Below are 14,255 nucleotides of genomic sequence, written 5' to 3'. Positions count from 1 at the left end.
GTGGCTACTCCGCCGCGCCCCGGAAGGCGCCGGCGCCGGTCTCGAACTGCAGCTTGGCGAGCCGGGCGTAGATGCCGCCCTTGGCGACCAGGCTCTGATGCGTGCCTTCCTCGACGATGCGCCCGCCATCCATCACCAGGATGCGGTCGGCCTTCAGCACCGTCGCCAGCCGGTGGGCGATGACGATGGTGGTGCGGCCGCGCATCAGCCGCTCAAGCGCCCTTTGCACCAGCGTCTCGCTCTCGGCGTCGAGTGCCGAGGTCGCTTCGTCGAGCAGCAGGATCGGCGCGTCGCGCAGGATGGCGCGGGCGATCGCGATGCGCTGGCGCTGCCCGCCGGACAGCGTCACGCCGCGCTCGCCGACCTGGCTGTCATAGCCCTTGTCGAGCCTGGCGATGAATTCGTCGGCAAGGGCCGCCTTGGCCGCGGCCTCGATCTCGGCGTCGCTGGCGCCTTGCCTGCCGAAGCCGATATTGTCGCGCACGCTCGCCGCGAAGACGGTGACGTCCTGCGGCACGATCGCGATGCGCTGGCGGACGGCCGCCGGATCGGCCTCGCGCACATCGACGCCGTCGATGACGACGCGGCCGCTCTCGGGATCGTAGAAGCGCAGGATCAGCGAGAAGACGGTGCTCTTGCCCGCGCCTGAGGGCCCGACGATCGCCACCGTCTCGCCCGGTTTCACCTGGAAGCTCAGGCCATGCACCGCGGCACGGTCCGGCCGCGCCGGATAGGAGAAGGAGACGTCGTCGAAGCTGATCGCGCCCTTGGCCGTGGCCGGCAGCGGTTGAGGATCGGCAGGCGGCTGGATGGCCGGTTTCTCGGCCAGGATCTCCGTCAGCCGCTCGGCGGCGCCCGCCGCCTGCGACAGCTCGCTCCACACCTCCGACAGCGCGCCGAGCGCGCCGGCGGCAAATACCGAATAGAGCAGGAACTGCCCGAGCGTGCCGGGTGACAGGGTGCCGGCAAGCACGTCCCGCGACCCGAACCACAGCACCGCGACCACCGAGGAGAAGATCATGAATATGGCGAAGAAGGTGAGGAACGAGCGCGCGAACACCGAGGCCCGCGCGGCCTCGAAGGCGGCGTCGACGGCGCCAGCGAAGCGGCCGGTGACCAGCTTCTCGTTGGTGAAGGCCTGCAGCGTGCGCACCGCGCCGATCTGCTCGCTGGCATAGGCGGTTGCTTCGGCGAGCGTATCCTGCGCTTGCCGGGACTTGCGCCGCACCGAACGGCCGAAGGCGACCAGCGGCAGCACGATCACCGGGATGGCCGCGATCACCAGGCCCGACAGCTTCGGGCTAGTGACGACCATCATCGCCACCGCGCCGAGGCCAAGGATGAGATTGCGCAGCGCGACCGAGGCGGTGGCGCCGACCGCCGACTTCACCTGCGTGGTATCGGCTGCAAGCCGCGAGACGATCTCGCCCGAATGCGCCTTGTCGAAGAAGGCGGGCGACAGCGTCGTGACATGCGAGAAGACGTCGCGGCGGATATCGGCCACGACCCGCTCGCCGAGCGTGATGACGAAATAGTAGCGGCTGGCCGAAGCCGCCGCCAGCAAAGCCGCCATCACCACGAGCGCTGCGAAATACTCAGCAATGAAGGTGGAACTCGCGGCTTCGAAACCGTGATCTATCATGCGCCGCACGGCCATCGGCAATGCAAGCGTGGTCACCGCGGCCACGATCAGCGAGATGATCGCGCCGACCGCCAGTTTCCGGTAGCGGATGATATAGGGGAAAAGGTTTCTCAGCGGCCGGACCGAGCGCCTGCGCTGGTCTCCACTGGCACCGATCTCCGCCATGAGCGTTTCCTCTGGCCGCTTGTCAATACCGCGCTTCAATATGCGCTTGCCGCGGCCTTGTGATTCAATTCCGGCTGATGTATAGGCTCGCCGACCGTTTTAGAAGCCGTGGCTTTTCATTAGCTGCGGCTTCGAGTTTTAAAAAGGGGCGCATCGACGCAGGCCATAGGCCCGTCAGCAGCGCCGGCAGCCAGGAAACACGACAATGAAGGCCGATATCCATCCCGACTACCACACCATCAAGGTCGTCATGACCGATGGCACCGAGTACCAGACCCGTTCGACCTGGGGCAAGGAAGGCGACACGATGAACCTCGACATCGACCCGACCACGCACCCGGCCTGGACCGGCGGCCAGCAGACCCTGCTCGACCGCGGCGGCCGCCTGTCGAAGTTCAAGAAGCGTTTCGAGGGTTTCGGCCTCTAAGCCCAGTAGGCCTGCGAGATTTGAAAAACCCGCCTTCGGGGCGGGTTTTTTGTTGGCCGCAGTTTCCTTCTCCCCGTTCAACGGGGGGAAGGTGCCCAACGGGCGGATGAGGGGCAGCGCTAACCTCCACCGTTAGCCAGAGAATTCGATTTGCAATTCGGTGACAGTGCACTTTTCGGCGACGCCTACGTCATAGGCTGGCGCTGCCCCTCACCTGCCTGCCGGCATCCTCTCCCCGTATAGTGACGGGGAGAGGGGCGCTCCCGCCGGCGATTTCGCCAATCGCCTTAGCCCCTACTCCCCCACCAACTCCCTCAGCGCCATGCGCTTGTAGGCTTCGACCAGCCTGTCGCCCTCTTCCCGATCGACCGAGATCGCCAGCCGCACGGCGGCCTCGCCCATCTGCCACACCAGAAATGCCGTCGTCTCCAGTTGGACCGGATCGGCATCGGGCCGCAGCCGCTTCAGCACCGCCACCAGGAATTCGGCATTGGCCCGGCTGTCGGCCAGTTCGAGCGCGCGCAGCGCCTTGTCGGCCTGCGTGCCGGACCAGACATCGCGTATCACAGGCTCGGCCAGAAACAGCTGGTAATAGATGTCGACCAACTCTGAAAACGCGCTCTTAAAGCCCTCGGCGTCCTCGACCTCTTTTAGCGCGGCCGAAATACAGGCCTGGCCTTCGGCGGTGTAGCGCTCGGCCAGCGCCCAGACGATCGCCCGTTTGTCCGGGAAGAACTGGTAGAGCGAGCCGATCGACACCCCTGCCTTTTCCGCCACCTCGCCCATGCGCATGGCATCGCTGCCCTGCTCGGCAATCAGTGCCGAGGCTGCCGCGAGCATCCGCTCCACCCGCTCGCGGCTGCGCTGCTGCGCAGGCGACCGGCGCGGCGAAGCAATGCCCACCTGATCGGCCTTCGCGGCGACTTTTTCGTCCATGGCTCTCTCCGGGCAATTTCTCGAAAACTGGCTTGACTCACAAAATACGAGGGTTTATCACGTTTTGCAAATGTGAGGATTTATCACATTTTGAAAACAAACCGGCATCTGGAGCAACCGAGATGATGAAACTTCTTCCCACCCTCACCTTCATCGCCGCGATCGCCGCCGGCGTCGTCGGCGGCGTCTTCTTCGCATTCTCGAATTTCGTCATGGCGGCGCTTGCCCGGCTGCCCGTCCCGAGCGGCATCGCGGCGATGAACTCGATCAACATCACGGTGATCACGCCGACCTTCATGACCGCGCTGTTCGGCACCGGCCTCATCTGCCTGGTGTTGATTGCCGCCGTTCTCTTCGGCTGGAGCCAGTCGGGCTCATACTGGCTGCTTGCCGGCGCCGTGATTTATTTCGTCGGCAATCCGATCGTGACCATGGTCTTCAACGTTCCGCTCAACGACGCCTTGGCCGCCGTCGATCCGCAAAGCGCCAACGGCGCCGCCGTGTGGGCGAACCATCTGAACCAGTGGGTGATGTGGAACCACGTCCGCACCGTCACCGCGATCGTGGCGATGGCTTGCTTCATCATGGCATTGATCTGAGGACAGCAGCCCGCAAATGCAAAAGATCCACCTCAGGCGGGATCTTTCTTATGATCCTTGCGGTCGGCATGGCCGAGATCCCGCTCCGGGTCGATGACGTCGCGGACCAGCTGCTTGAGCTTTGCCGCATCCGGAAAACCGCCGTCGCGCTTGCGCTCCCAGATGAGCTGATCGTTGCAGGAAATGGTGAAGATACCGCCGGTGCCCGGCGCCAGCGTCACCTGGCCGAGATCGGTGCCGAAGGTCGAAAGCAGCTCCTGCGCCATCCAGCCGGCACGCAACAGCCACTGGCATTGCGTGCAGTAGGTGATGCGGATGGTGGGAAGCGGCTTCTCGCTCATATCGGATTGAGCTTTGCTCATATCCCGACTTGGCTCAAGCCGCGCTGAGCTTGGCCATAGTCTCGTCGTCGACCTCGAAATTGGCGTAGACGCTCTGCACGTCGTCATCGTCCTCGAGAGTGGCGACCAGCTTCATCAGCGACTGCGCCCGCTCCTCGTCGACCGGGACGTTGTTCTGCGGCTGCCAGATCGGCTTGACCGATTCCGCCTCGCCGAGCGCGGCTTCGAGCGACTTCGACACTTCGCCGAGATTTTCGAAGCCGCAATAGATGGTGTGGCCTTCCTCGTCCGACTCGACATCGTCCGCGCCCGCCTCGATCGCCGCTTCCATCACCTTGTCGGCGCTGCCGGCCGAGGCCGGATAGTAGATTTCGCCGACGCGGTTCCACATGAAGGACACCGAGCCGGTTTCGCCGAGCGCTCCGCCTGCCTTGGTGAAGGCGGCGCGCACATTGGAGGCCGAGCGGTTGCGGTTGTCGGTCAGCGCCTCGACAATCAGCGCGACGCCGCCGGGACCGTAGCCCTCGTAGCGCACCGCCTCATAGTTTTCGCCGTCGCCCGCGGACGCCTTGTTGATGGCGCGCTGGATGTTGTCCTTCGGCATCGACACCGCCTTGGCGTTCTGCACCGCAAGGCGCAGCCTGGGGTTCATCGCCGGGTCCGGCGTGCCGGTCTTGGCGGCGACGGTGATTTCGCGCGCCAGCTTGGAAAACATTTTCGACCGCACCGCGTCCTGACGACCCTTGCGATGCATGATGTTCTTAAACTGCGAATGGCCAGCCATGGCACCCCTGTCGTGTTCGGCTAGAGCATCTCGAAGCGGGGTGTCATCACCTCGTCTCCGGCAAAATGCTCGAATTCAACCTTTTAGAACGTCCCGGGCATGCCTGCGAAGGCACGCGGCGCTCTTTGTCGGAATGGCCGGCTTATAGATAAATCGGCTCAATTCGTCCAGCCGCGCCGTAACTGAGGCGCCGAAGAGGCCGCTCATCCCTCCAGATCGGACTTCAACCGGTCGAGAATGCTGATCGCGTGGCCGGCATACTGGCTGATCCAGCGGTCATGGATCTGCTTGATCGGCAAGGCATTGAGATGGTTCCAGCGCTCGCGCCCCTCGCGCTTCGCCACGACCAGATCCGCTTCCTCCAGGACTTTGAGATGCATCATCACCGTGCAGCGGTCCATGTCCGGGAAAGCCTCGCAGAGCGCGCCGGTGGTCTGCGGCTGGTCCTTCAGGAGATCCAGCAATTCGCGCCGGCGCGAATGCGCCAAGGCCTTGAAAACATAGTCGTCCTCAGTTTGGGTTGACATGTTATATTTCTATAACATATTGTTCGGACGAGCAAGGAAGGAGCTGTGGATATGTCCCTGGGATTCAGGATTTCCGGACGCATCGGGAAACCGGTCGCCGAGGTCTTCGACGCCGTCGTCAACCCGACGAAGCTCAGCGGTTACTTCACCACCATTGGCGGCGCCTCGGCCCCACTTGTCGCCGGCACCACGGTCACCTGGTGGAAGATGGTGCCGGTGGAGGTCGACGAAGTGACGAAGGACAAGCGCATCGTGCTGCGCTGGGACGCCACCGACGCCGACGGCAAACCGGCCTACAAGACCCGCATCGAGATGAATTTCGAGCCGCTCGAGGATGGCGGCACCTTCGTCACCATTGCCGAGGAAGGCTGGCGCGAAGGCGAGGTCGGGCTGAAGAAATCCTACCTCAACTGCGAAGGCTGGTCGCAGATGCTCGCCTGCATGAAGGCCTATCTCGAATACGGCATCAATCTGCGCGACGGCTATTATCGCAGCGAGCTGCGTGGCGAGCCGGCCAACGAAACCAACATCTGAGCCCGACATTCAATATCCAGCAGCAGGAGGTCGCCCGATGACGAAAGCAACACCATTCCTGATGTTCGAGGGAAAGGCCGAGGAGGCCATGACCCTCTATTGCGGGACCATTCCCGATAGCCGTGTCCTCGACGTCACGCGCTACGGCTCGGGCGAGGACGGGACGGAAGGAACGCTCAAGCTGGCGCGCGCTTTGATCGGCGGCGTCGAGGTCAGGATCTACAACAGCCCCGTGCACCACGCCTTCACCTTCACGCCGTCCTTCTCCTTCTTTGTCGACTGCTCGTCCGAAGAGGAACTGGACCATATCGTCGACGTTCTTTCCACGGATGGCGGATTTCTGATGCCGACCGGCGACTACGGCTTCAGCCGGCGTTTCGCCTGGTTCAACGACCGCTTCGGCGTCTCCTGGCAGGTCAATCTGCCCTGAAACAATCAGGAGAAATTCATGGAACTCAAGGAAGCCCCTACCGCCGAAACCGCCATGCTGATCCGGCGACCGGTCGCCGAGGTCTTCGAGGCGATCGTCGATCCGGCAGTCACCACGAAATTCTGGTTCACGCATTCGAGCGGTCGGCTGGACGAAGGCAAGCCGGTCGAGTGGGAATGGCGCATGTATGGCGTCTCGACAAGGGTCGAGGTGAGCGAGATCGTCCCCAACGAAAAGATCGTCATGCGGTGGAGCGATCCGCCGACGACCGTCGTTTGGTCGTTCACCGAGATGCCGGACGACGCGACCTTCCTCGAAGTCCGCAATTTCGGCTTTGCTGGCTCCAGCGACGAGCAGGTCAGGCAGGCGGTCGAATCCACCGGCGGCTTTTCGCTGGTTTTGGCCGGCGCCAAGGCATGGCTGGAACAGGGCCTGACGCTCGGCCTGATCGGCGATCGTCACCCGAAGGGCATAAAATGAATTCGTCATGCTAGGGCGGAGCAAGGAGCGAAGCGACGCGCGCAAACCCTAGCATCCATGCCGTGACGCCGACGTTCCGCCGCGTCTCAGGATGAATACCCCAGTCGTTCGACGGCTGACACTCAGCCGTTACTCAATTCTGCTCCGCTGCATCCTTCGATATGGGTAACGGCATGGATTCCAGGGTCTGCGCTCCGCTTCGCGCCGCTCCGCCCTGGAATGACGAAGGTGTGCGGGCCTCAATGCCCGCCGCCGGACCCCTGCTTCTTGCGGTTCCTTGCCAGCATGTTGAGGCCTTCGACCAGCGCCGAAAAGCCCATGGCGGCGTAGATGTAGCCCTTGGGCACGTGGTAGCCCATGCCGTCGGCGATCAGCGTCATGCCGATCATCAACAGGAAGCCCAGCGCCAGCATGACGATGGAGGGGTTCCTGGCGATGAAATTGGCGAGCGGCGTCGCCGCCAGCATCATCACGCTCACCGCCACGATCACCGCGATATACATGATGGCGATCTCGTCGGTCATGCCGACGGCGGTGATGATGGAATCGATCGAGAAGACGAGGTCGAGCAAGAGGATCTGGAAGATAGCACCGGCAAGGCTCATCTGCAGCGTGCCCACCATCGTATCCTGATGGTCCTGTGGGTCGACCGTATGATGGATTTCCTTGGTCGCCTTCCAGACCAGGAACAGACCGCCGGCGATCAGGATCAGGTCGCGCCAGGAAAAGCCGTGGCCGAAGGCGGTGAACACCGGCGCCGTCAGTTGCACGATGACCGAGATCGTGGCGAGCAGGATCAGGCGCATGACCAGCGCCGCCGAGATGCCCAGCCGGCGCGCGCGGACGCGCTGCGCTTCCGGCAGCTTGTTGGTCAGGATCGAGATGAAGATCAGATTGTCGATGCCGAGCACGACCTCGAGCAATATCAGCGTCAAAAGCGCGACCCAGGCGGTCGGATCGGAAACAAAGTGAAAGTGCGGCGCCAGGAATTCGACAAGCTGCATGAAGGTCGTCCCCTCTACGATCCAAAGAAATTCCAGGAAAAGTGTGTGACGGTTTTCCGTCCGGAATTTCGTAAAAATAAATAGTTAGAGCGGTTCGGCGGTTTCATGAAAACGCTGAGCCGCTCTATGCAGTTTTCGCGGGTTTCGTCGCCAGTTAGGTATTGATCTGGCCTATATCAACGTCACGACCAGAAGGACGGCGCCGTTTCTTCCAGCCGGGGCCCGCGACGAAACGGCGCGATCTTCTCGGCCAGCCCTGTGCGGTCTGAAATAGTGACACCGACGCCGCACAAGGTCGCGGGTCCGTTCGCCGCCTCGAAGCGACCCTTCGGCACCTTGGACAGAAACCGGTTGAGCGGTTCTTCCTTGTCCATGCCGAGCGAGGAATCGTAATCGCCGCACATGCCGGCGTCCGAAATATAGGCGGTGCCGCCATTGAGGATCTGATGGTCGGCGGTCGGCTGATGCGTATGCGTGCCGACCACCAGGCTGGCACGGCCGTCGACGAAATGCGCGAAGCACATCTTCTCCGACGTCGCCTCGGCGTGGAAATCGACGATGGCCGCATCGGCCTGCTCGCCGAGCGGACAGGCGGCCAGCTCACGCTCGCCGGCCTGGAAAGGGTCGTCGAGCTCCGGGTGCATGAAGACGCGCCCCATGATGTTGGCGACCAGCACGCGCGCGCCGTTGCGCGCGATGTAGACGCCCGAGCCGCGCCCCGGCGTGCCCTTGGGAAAATTCGAAGGCCGCAGGAAGCGCTCCTCGCGCGGCGCGAAGATCAGCGCGTCGCGCTGGTCCCAGACATGGTTGCCGGTGGTGACGACATCCGCGCCCGCCGCAAGCGTCTCTCGGAAGATTTCTTCGGTGATGCCGAAGCCGCCGGCGGCGTTCTCGCCATTGACGATGACGAAGTCGAGCTTGAAGTCGGAAATCAGCCCCGGCAGCTGTTCCCAAACCGCCGTGCGTCCCGTCTTGCCAACCATGTCGCCTAGGAACAGGAGTCTCATGCTGCGCTGCGCGTCCCGAGCGCCCGCGACACCGTTTCCGGCTCCTTGGCGATAACTTGCAGATAGGCCTGCGCCGCCTGGTCTGGCTCTGTTCTGCCCTGCTCCCAGTCTCTAAGCGTGCCGAGCGGAATGCGATAGCGGACGGAAAATTCCTCCTGGGTGAGATGCAAGGCCCGGCGGATCACCTTGACACGCGCGACCGGCGCCAGTCTGGGCCGATCCGTGCTGAGCGGAGGGTTGTCCTGGTCCGCCAAGGCGCTAGCCTCCGCCTCCGCGTCGCTCATGGCGCGCAGCCGATCCCAATCGGATTCAATCCTGGCGTGCTTGGTCATAGGCTTTCTGCTCATGGCGCGTCGCCTTTCTGGCGGAGATCAGTCTTATTCGGTCGCCGCGTTCGGTGTAAACCACCGTCAGCACCAATCCATTGACGATACCGATGCCGATGAAGCCCTCCTCTTCGTAATCCATGGAGCGATCCGAATAATGCACAGCATGGATGTCGTCGAACAGGCGTCTGGCATCCGCAAATGCCACACCGTGCTTGGCAAGATTGCTCGCTGCTTTCTCGTCATCCCACTCGAATTCAAGCATGTTTGTCTACTGGATTTCCGTAGTATTCGCCAGACAGGCGCGAACGTCAAGCGTGGATGGCAACTGGCCCTAACGCCGGCCGAAAGTGCCGCCCTGCCGTTGCGATTGCCTGGCGCCCGCGCCCGAGACGCGGGCAGTTGGGGGCATCATGGCCGGCGGCGCGTTGCGCCCGCGCAGCCAGAAGAACCAGACATAGAAGGCGACGAAGCCGCCGGTGACGGCAAGCAGCAACAGCCCGCCGCTCCAGCCTTTCATGGCCGCGGTATCGAGGTTCGATGGATCGGCAGGGTCGTAGTAGAATTCTATCCTGTCGCCTTTGGCCGCCTTGTAGAGACCGACATCCTTGCCCTTGCTGGACCACGTCATCGGCGCATCGTTGACGACGTAGGCCAAAACGACATTGATGCCGTCCGTCTTGAGACCGTTCGCCTGCATTTCGCTGTAGGGGCTGACATCCGTCGCGGTGGCGACCGTGCGCTGCCAGGCGGCCCGGTGATGCAGGGCAGTTCCTATGATGTGCAATGCCATTAGGAACAGGATCGCCGCGATCAGCGCTAACGGCACCAGCAAATAGCGCGCAAGAATAAACACCAGGATCCCCGTCGGCTCGGGCTGTTTGCGGGAATATAGCCGATGTGTGTTTGAAACGGGTTAAGCAGGTCGCGATAGTTTAAGCGACATCGAAGCGCCGCAACCCGCTTTCGGTCAGTATTTCCGGAATGATGACGTCATGGTTCTCGTCCGGAACCCGCTCGACTTCCTGACAGTCGAAGGCGATGCCGATCAGCCTTGGGATGATGCCCTTGTCGGCCAGCTTGGAAATGGCGCGGTCGTAATAGCCGGCGCCGTAGCCGATGCGATGGCCGCGTGCATCGAAGGCAGCAAGCGGTACCAGCATCAGCGTGGGGTCGAGCACTTCCGCCTCTTCATGCGGTCCGACCGTGCCGAATCCCATCTCGACCATCGGCGCGCCGCGCACCAGTTCGCGGAAGACGATCGTGGTCTTGTCGAGGATCGCCGGCAGGCAGAGCCTGGCGCCCTTTTCGCGCAGCGCGAACATCAGCGGCCGCACATCGACCTCAGAGCGCATCGGCCAGAAGCCGGAGACGACCCGGCCGGGCTCGAAGTCGATTTTTTCCTTCGCGGTCTCGGCCATTTCGAGCGCGATTTCCACGCGCCAGAATTCGTCGAGCGCGTCGCGCCGCGCCAGCGCTTCCTTGCGAAGCCGTTTTTTCAGGTCTTTGGATGGTGACATGCGCCGACGCTAGAAAAGGTCAGATTTGGATGGAGTTTTAGGAGCGACGTTTATTACCGCATGATCCGCCGAAGTGTCAGCGGTTCGGTGAAAAGATCATGCGAAAAAAGAAAGTGACGATCCACGCAACCGGTGGAGAGGTCGATCCCGGGTGCCTACAAAGTAGGTGGGCGCCGTGTGAGAAAACCCACGGGTCTTCCCAGGGACAGCTCCCTAAGGATCGATAAGGCCCCGGGGATAAGTTTCTCCTGCCGGGAAGCGCAGACCGCCGGGAGTGAATATAGGCCGATGATTAGCCGTGCGCCAGAGAAACGGGTGACCATTTGCGCGCAATTCGTCTTGCGGACCATCCCGACAAGGAGCTCTTCCGCCACCGCCCTTGCGCGGCCCGTCCAGCCTCCTTACGGTCCCGCCGCACGGACAGGAGAAAAAATGCGTTTCGAAGGCACAGCAGCTTACGTCGCCGACAAGGATCTGATGGTTGCGGTCAACGCCGCGGTCGCGCTGGAGCGGCCCCTGCTGGTCAAGGGCGAGCCCGGCACCGGCAAGACTGAGCTCGCCCGCCAGGTGGCGACGGCGCTCGGGCTGGAGTTCATCGAATGGAACGTCAAGTCGACCACCAAGGCGCAGCAGGGCCTTTACGAATATGACGCCGTCTCGCGGCTGCGCGACAGCCAGCTCGGCGACGAGCGCTTCAACGACATCGCCAACTACATCAAGCGCGGCAAGCTGTGGGACGCCTTCGCGGCGCAAAAGAAGGTCGTGCTTTTGATCGACGAGATCGATAAGGCCGACATCGAATTCCCCAACGACCTCCTGCAGGAACTCGACCGGATGGAGTTCTTCGTCTACGAGACAGGCGAGACGATCCGCGCCGAGTTCCGGCCGATCGTCATCATCACCTCGAACAACGAGAAGGAACTGCCGGACGCCTTCCTGCGCCGCTGCTTCTTCCACTATATCCGCTTCCCCGACATCGACACGCTGCACCGCATCGTCGACGTGCATTATCCGGGCATCAAGCAGAACCTGGTGCGGGCGGCCCTAACCCAGTTCTACGAGATCCGCGACGTGCCAGGGTTGAAGAAGAAGCCCTCGACCTCCGAGGCGCTCGACTGGATCCGCCTTTTGGTCGCCGACGACATCGCGCCCGAGGACCTGCGCGGCGACCCGAAGAACATGCTGCCGAAGCTGCATGGCGCGCTGCTGAAGAACGAGCAGGACGTGCATCTGTTCGAGCGACTGGCCTTCATGGCGAGGCGGCAGCAATAATGCGTGTCGCCCAGAAGTGTGGAGCGGTTCTGGGACAACGACATGCATAAAACAACGGCCTAAAGCGCGTCGCGCTTTAAGCGGCAGCAATAGCGCTTTCCCGCGCTGTGGACCGTTGCCGGCGAGCGGCCGCTGCCGCAGCTTCGGGCCAAATGTTGGAGGAAAAAATGTCCGAGATCATCATTCGCCCGCTCGCGCAGTCCGACCACACCGAGTGGCGCCGGCTTTGGACCGACTATCTGACCTTCTATGAGACGAAGCTGCCGGAAGAGGTCTACGCGATCACCTGGAAGCGGCTGTTCACGGAGGGGGAGTTCGAGCCGAAGGGTTTCATCGCCACGCTCGACGGCAAGGCTGTCGGCCTCACCCACTACCTCTACCATCGCTCCGGCTGGTCCGAGAAAAACAACTGCTACCTGCAGGACCTGTTCGCCGACCCTCAGGTGCGCGGCAAAGGCGTGGGCGCAGCACTCATCAAAGCCGTGCAGGACGAAGCCGGCAAGATCGGGGTGAAGAACGTCTACTGGATGACGTACGAGACCAACGCCACGGCGCGCAGGCTCTACGACCATGTGGCGCGGCGTACGGGCTTCATCGAGTACGATCTGCTATGAAGAGCGCGGGATTAATACCGTAGAACGAACTGAATGACCGGCTACGTTGGAATTTTGGATGGCTCCAATGACGTGTGGGGCGTGCGGGTCCCTGACCTTCCAGGCTGCCACGGAGGCGGCGTAAGCCCCGAGCAAGCGATTGCCGACGCGTCGCTCGCCATCCGCGAGTGGACCGAAGCTCGGGTGGCGAAGCAGCTGCCCGTTCCCAAACCGCGTGCGCTGGCGGATTTGCTACGGTCCGGGGAAATCGACAGCGCCCACGGTGATTCCGCCGTGATCGTGAGGCAGAGATAGCAGGTGTTCATCCCCTTCTTCCTCGAGCTGAAGGCCGCGCGGATTCCCGTTTCGCTCAGGGAATATCTGTCGCTGCTGGAAGGGCTGGAAGCCGGGCTGGTCGATTATGACGTCGAGGCTTTCTATTACCTCGCCCGCTCGGCCCTGGTGAAGGACGAGCGCCATATCGACCGTTTCGATCAGGTGTTCGCGCATGTCTTCAAGGGCGTCGAGGCGCTTGGCGGTCCCGACGCTGTCGATGTCGCCAACATCCCGGAGGAGTGGCTGCGCCGGTTGGCCGAAAAGCACCTGACGGAGGAGGAAAAGAAGCTGGTCGAAGCGCTTGGCGGCTTCGACAAGCTGATGGAGACGCTGAAGCAGCGCCTCGAGGAACAGAAGGGCCGCCACCAGGGCGGCTCGAAATGGATCGGCACCGGCGGCACCTCGCCCTTCGGCGCCTATGGCTACAACCCCGAAGGCGTGCGGATCGGCCAGCACGAGAGCCGGCATCGCCGCGCGGTGAAAGTCTGGGACAAGCGCGAGTTCAAGAATTTCGACGACACGGTCGAGCTCGGCACGCGCAACATCAAGGTCGCGCTGAAGCGGCTGCGCCGCTGGGTGCGCGAGGGCGCCGAGGAAGAGTTCGACCTGCCCGGCACCATCCACGCCACCGCCGAGCACGGCTATCTCGACGTGCAGACCCGCCCCGAGCGGCGCAACGCCGTGAAGCTTCTGATGTTCTTCGACGTCGGCGGCTCGATGGACGACCATATACGCGGCGTCGAGGAACTGTTTTCGGCCGCGCGCGCCGAGTTCCGCCAGCTCGAATATTTCTACTTCCACAACTGCCTCTACGAGCGCGTCTGGAAGGACAATCGCCGGCGGCTGGCCGAGGCGATCCCGACCTTCGACCTGATCCACAAATACGGACCGGACTACAAGGTGATCGTCGTCGGCGACGCCTCGATGAGCCCCTACGAGATCGCGCATCCGGGCGGCTCGGTCGAACATTGGAATCCGGAGGCCGGAAGTGTGTGGCTGGCGCGCCTGTTGCAGCAATGGCCGAATGCGATCTGGCTGAACCCTGAAGCCGAGAAGAACTGGCGCTACACGCATTCGATCCAGTTGATCAGCGATATCTTCGGCGGCCGCATGTTCCCGCTGACATTGGCCGGGTTGGAAGCAGCGACCAGGCAGTTGTCACGCAAGCACTAGTTCCCCGGCACCAGGGATTTTGACCGGTCGGCCCTGTTTGCGTTGGCAGGTGGCATGCCTTGGAGATTGGCCGAAACGCCCATCGCGATCGTCATGTATGGACGGCCCCTCTTGGGCAAGAGGCAAAATAGCGGCGACGGCTTAAGTCTGGAGCGGTCA

20 protein-coding genes and 1 other RNA gene are annotated in these 14,255 nt (G+C 62.6%); 9 read left to right on the top strand and 12 right to left on the bottom strand.

Annotated features, from left to right (window positions below; genetic code table 11):
• Window positions 1-4 precede the first annotated feature (4 nt).
• Window positions 5-1,807 carry an ABC transporter transmembrane domain-containing protein gene (locus RFM52_RS30220; protein WP_320296420.1) on the bottom strand — a complete coding sequence of 601 codons (1,803 nt, stop codon included), beginning with the start codon at window positions 1,805-1,807 and terminating at the stop codon, window positions 5-7.
• 205 nt (window positions 1,808-2,012) lie between these two features.
• Between RFM52_RS30220 and rpmE the strand changes: the two genes are divergently transcribed.
• Entirely contained in the window at window positions 2,013-2,234 is a 222-nt protein-coding gene (gene rpmE, locus RFM52_RS30215) for a 50S ribosomal protein L31 (protein ID WP_027166741.1), read from the top strand.
• A gap of 294 nt (window positions 2,235-2,528) precedes the next feature.
• Here rpmE and RFM52_RS30210 read toward each other — a convergent pair whose 3' ends face one another.
• Entirely contained in the window at window positions 2,529-3,170 is a 642-nt protein-coding gene (locus RFM52_RS30210; protein WP_320296419.1) for a TetR/AcrR family transcriptional regulator, read from the bottom strand.
• A 122-nt stretch (window positions 3,171-3,292) separates the two neighbouring features.
• Here RFM52_RS30210 and RFM52_RS30205 point away from each other — a divergent pair, with 122 nt between their 5' ends.
• Window positions 3,293-3,769, top strand: a complete 477-nt coding sequence (locus tag RFM52_RS30205) for an anthrone oxygenase family protein (RefSeq protein WP_320296418.1) — start codon at window positions 3,293-3,295, stop codon at window positions 3,767-3,769.
• A 32-nt stretch (window positions 3,770-3,801) separates the two neighbouring features.
• On the opposite strand, the gene RFM52_RS30200 is transcribed toward RFM52_RS30205, so the two are convergent.
• The 3 genes from RFM52_RS30200 to RFM52_RS30190 form a co-directional block, all read right to left on the bottom strand.
• Entirely contained in the window at window positions 3,802-4,110 is a 309-nt protein-coding gene (locus tag RFM52_RS30200; RefSeq protein WP_430699270.1) for an Rdx family protein, read from the bottom strand.
• Between the two features lie 34 nt (window positions 4,111-4,144).
• Window positions 4,145-4,894, bottom strand: coding sequence for a YebC/PmpR family DNA-binding transcriptional regulator (locus RFM52_RS30195; protein WP_073984984.1), 750 nt, complete (start codon window positions 4,892-4,894; stop codon window positions 4,145-4,147).
• A gap of 203 nt (window positions 4,895-5,097) precedes the next feature.
• Window positions 5,098-5,421 carry an ArsR/SmtB family transcription factor gene (locus RFM52_RS30190; RefSeq protein ID WP_320296416.1) on the bottom strand — a complete coding sequence of 108 codons (324 nt, stop codon included), beginning with the start codon at window positions 5,419-5,421 and terminating at the stop codon, window positions 5,098-5,100.
• A gap of 51 nt (window positions 5,422-5,472) precedes the next feature.
• Here RFM52_RS30190 and RFM52_RS30185 point away from each other — a divergent pair, with 51 nt between their 5' ends.
• The 3 genes from RFM52_RS30185 to RFM52_RS30175 are packed head-to-tail and all read left to right on the top strand — an operon-like array spanning window position 5,473 to window position 6,865.
• Window positions 5,473-5,955, top strand: coding sequence for an SRPBCC domain-containing protein (locus RFM52_RS30185; RefSeq protein WP_320296415.1), 483 nt, complete (start codon window positions 5,473-5,475; stop codon window positions 5,953-5,955).
• A gap of 37 nt (window positions 5,956-5,992) precedes the next feature.
• A complete protein-coding gene (locus RFM52_RS30180) occupies window positions 5,993-6,385 on the top strand; it encodes a VOC family protein (RefSeq protein ID WP_320296414.1) in 393 nt (130 codons plus the stop codon).
• Between the two features lie 18 nt (window positions 6,386-6,403).
• The gene (locus RFM52_RS30175) at window positions 6,404-6,865 is read left to right on the top strand and encodes an SRPBCC family protein (RefSeq protein ID WP_320296413.1); all 462 of its coding nucleotides are present in this window, start codon (window positions 6,404-6,406) and stop codon (window positions 6,863-6,865) included.
• Window positions 6,866-7,104: 239 nt separating this feature from the next.
• On the opposite strand, the gene RFM52_RS30170 is transcribed toward RFM52_RS30175, so the two are convergent.
• The 7 genes from RFM52_RS30170 to ssrS all read right to left on the bottom strand — a co-directional run bounded on the left by RFM52_RS30170 (window position 7,105) and on the right by ssrS (window position 10,992).
• On the bottom strand, window positions 7,105-7,869 hold the full coding sequence (locus RFM52_RS30170; RefSeq protein WP_320296412.1) for a TerC family protein: 765 nt from the start codon (window positions 7,867-7,869) through the stop codon (window positions 7,105-7,107).
• A 182-nt stretch (window positions 7,870-8,051) separates the two neighbouring features.
• Window positions 8,052-8,876 carry a TIGR00282 family metallophosphoesterase gene (locus RFM52_RS30165; RefSeq protein ID WP_320296411.1) on the bottom strand — a complete coding sequence of 275 codons (825 nt, stop codon included), beginning with the start codon at window positions 8,874-8,876 and terminating at the stop codon, window positions 8,052-8,054.
• The gene (locus tag RFM52_RS30160) at window positions 8,873-9,160 is read right to left on the bottom strand and encodes a helix-turn-helix domain-containing protein (RefSeq protein WP_430699269.1); all 288 of its coding nucleotides are present in this window, start codon (window positions 9,158-9,160) and stop codon (window positions 8,873-8,875) included. Before RFM52_RS30160 ends, RFM52_RS30165 begins: the two co-directional genes overlap by 4 nt.
• Before the next feature lie 25 nt (window positions 9,161-9,185).
• Complete coding sequence (locus RFM52_RS30155; RefSeq protein WP_320296409.1) at window positions 9,186-9,467, bottom strand: BrnT family toxin; 282 nt, start codon at window positions 9,465-9,467, stop codon at window positions 9,186-9,188.
• 69 nt (window positions 9,468-9,536) lie between these two features.
• Window positions 9,537-10,058, bottom strand: coding sequence for a DUF3592 domain-containing protein (locus RFM52_RS30150; protein ID WP_320296408.1), 522 nt, complete (start codon window positions 10,056-10,058; stop codon window positions 9,537-9,539).
• Between the two features lie 79 nt (window positions 10,059-10,137).
• Window positions 10,138-10,722: a 5-formyltetrahydrofolate cyclo-ligase gene (locus RFM52_RS30145; protein WP_320296407.1), complete on the bottom strand. Its 585-nt coding sequence runs from the start codon at window positions 10,720-10,722 to the stop codon at window positions 10,138-10,140.
• A 114-nt stretch (window positions 10,723-10,836) separates the two neighbouring features.
• A non-coding RNA gene (gene ssrS / locus RFM52_RS30140) (6S RNA) lies at window positions 10,837-10,992 on the bottom strand.
• Between the two features lie 162 nt (window positions 10,993-11,154).
• On the opposite strand from ssrS, the gene RFM52_RS30135 reads away from it, so the two are divergent.
• The 4 genes from RFM52_RS30135 to RFM52_RS30120 all read left to right on the top strand — a co-directional run bounded on the left by RFM52_RS30135 (window position 11,155) and on the right by RFM52_RS30120 (window position 14,096).
• Window positions 11,155-11,994, top strand: a complete 840-nt coding sequence (locus tag RFM52_RS30135) for an AAA family ATPase (protein WP_320296406.1) — start codon at window positions 11,155-11,157, stop codon at window positions 11,992-11,994.
• Between the two features lie 167 nt (window positions 11,995-12,161).
• Window positions 12,162-12,608, top strand: coding sequence for a GNAT family N-acetyltransferase (locus RFM52_RS30130; RefSeq protein ID WP_320296405.1), 447 nt, complete (start codon window positions 12,162-12,164; stop codon window positions 12,606-12,608).
• A 33-nt stretch (window positions 12,609-12,641) separates the two neighbouring features.
• Window positions 12,642-12,902: a type II toxin-antitoxin system HicB family antitoxin gene (locus RFM52_RS30125; RefSeq protein WP_320296404.1), complete on the top strand. Its 261-nt coding sequence runs from the start codon at window positions 12,642-12,644 to the stop codon at window positions 12,900-12,902.
• A gap of 3 nt (window positions 12,903-12,905) precedes the next feature.
• Window positions 12,906-14,096 carry a vWA domain-containing protein gene (locus RFM52_RS30120; protein ID WP_320296403.1) on the top strand — a complete coding sequence of 397 codons (1,191 nt, stop codon included), beginning with the start codon at window positions 12,906-12,908 and terminating at the stop codon, window positions 14,094-14,096.
• The last annotated feature ends 159 nt before the right edge of the window (window positions 14,097-14,255 follow it).

This window comes from Mesorhizobium humile (genome assembly GCF_033977215.1).
In the GTDB taxonomy this organism is placed as follows: domain Bacteria; phylum Pseudomonadota; class Alphaproteobacteria; order Rhizobiales; family Rhizobiaceae; genus Mesorhizobium; species Mesorhizobium humile.
This window is presented reverse-complemented; position numbering and strand designations above follow the sequence as displayed.